The following is a 1,672-nucleotide window of genomic DNA, read 5'->3' as shown; positions in this document are numbered from 1 at the left end:
GGAGCCGGAGCCCGTACCCGTACCCGTACAGGAGCCGGAGCCCGTACAGGAGGCTGTGCCGCCGGCAGAGCCGGACGACAAGCGTTTCACCGTCCGGCTGGTGAACTTCGAGGGTCCCTTCGATCTCCTTCTCCAGCTGATCTCCCAGCACAAGCTGGACGTGACCGAGGTCGCCCTGTCGAAGGTCACCGACGAGTTCATGGCGTACATCCGCGCCATGGGCCCCGACTGGGACCTCGACCAGACCACCGAGTTCCTCGTCGTCGCCGCCACGCTGCTCGACCTCAAGGCCGCCCGGCTGCTGCCCGCCGCCGAGGTCGAGGACGAGGCCGACCTCGCGCTCCTGGAGGCACGGGACCTGCTCTTCGCGCGGCTGCTCCAGTACCGCGCGTACAAGCGGATCGCCGAGATCTTCCAGGGCCGCCTGGAGTCCGAGGCCCGCCGGTACCCCCGTACCGTCGGCCTGGAGGACCACCACGCCGAGCTGCTGCCCGAGGTGGTCATCAGCATCGGGCCCGAGGGCTTCGCGAAGTTCGCGGTCAAGGCGATGCGGCCGAAGCCCAGGCCCCAGGTGTACGTCGATCACATCCACGCCCCGCTGGTCAGCGTCCGGGAACAGGCGGGCCTGGTGGTGGAGCGGCTGCGCGAGGCGGGGGAGGCGCTGAGCTTCACGGTGCTGACCGAGGACGCGCCGGACACCCTGACCGTGGTGGCCCGCTTCCTGGCTCTGCTGGAGCTGTACCGCGAGAAGGCCGTCACCCTCGACCAGGACGAGGCGCTGGGCGACCTGCTGGTGGCCTGGTGCGGCGGGGCGGACGCGGAGCCGGTGGTGACGGACGAGTTCGACCAGGACCTCGAAGGGGCGGCCGAAGAGGAGGACGTACGGGAATGAGTGAGCAGCCGACTCACGGGACCGACGCGAGCACGGTCGCCGCGCTCGATCTGAAGCCCGCCCTGGAGGCGGTCCTCATGGTCGTCGACGAGCCCGCCACCGTCGACCACCTGGCCAGGGTGCTCCAGCGGCCCCGCAGGGCGGTGGCGGACGCGCTGCGGGAGCTGGCCGACGAGTACACCGTGCAGCGCCGGGGCTTCGACCTGCGGCTCGTCGCGGGCGGCTGGCGGTTCTACACCCGCCCCGAGTACGCGGCGGCCGTGGAGGGCTTCGTCCTGGACGGCCAGCACGCCCGGCTCACCCAGGCCGCGCTGGAGACGCTGGCGGTGGTCGCGTACCGGCAGCCGGTGAGCCGCTCGCGGGTCTCCGCGGTGCGCGGAGTGAACTGCGACGGCGTCATGCGGACCCTCCTCCAGAGGGGCCTGGTGGCGGAGGCGGGCGCGGAACCCGAAACAGGTGCGATCCTGTACAGGACGACGAACTACTTTCTGGAGCGAATGGGCCTGCGCGGCCTGGACGAGCTCCCGGAGCTCGCGCCCTTCCTCCCGGAGGCGGACGCGATCGAGGCTGAGACGCTAGAGGGTGTGCCGTCGTTCGATCCGGACGCACCGGACACCCCGGATACTCACGCAGACGACAAGACGGAATTTTGATGCGAAGCAGTGGCAGGAACAGCGGAAGCGGCAACGGCGGGAGCGGCCGGAGCAGCGGCGGCGGCAACCGGAACCCCCGGAGCGGCGGCGGCGCGGGCAGCGGCGGCCGCAGCGGCGGCGGGTCCTT

At 71.4% G+C, this 1,672-nt stretch carries 2 protein-coding genes; both read left to right on the top strand.

Translation table 11 applies throughout. The features are described from left to right. On the top strand, window positions 1–892 hold an 892-nt coding region (locus tag B9S58_RS02940; protein ID WP_374935651.1), incomplete at its 5' end, for a segregation and condensation protein A. Then, window positions 889–1,545 (top strand): SMC-Scp complex subunit ScpB, encoded by a 657-nt coding sequence (scpB, locus tag B9S58_RS02935; RefSeq protein WP_103530581.1) that lies wholly within the window; start codon window positions 889–891, stop codon window positions 1,543–1,545. The genes B9S58_RS02940 and scpB, both read left to right, overlap by 4 nt. Window positions 1,546–1,672 lie beyond the last annotated feature (127 nt).

The sequence above is a fragment of the Streptomyces sp. SM11 genome (genome assembly GCF_002910905.1).
GTDB lineage: Bacteria > Actinomycetota > Actinomycetes > Streptomycetales > Streptomycetaceae > Streptomyces.
This window is presented reverse-complemented; position numbering and strand designations above follow the sequence as displayed.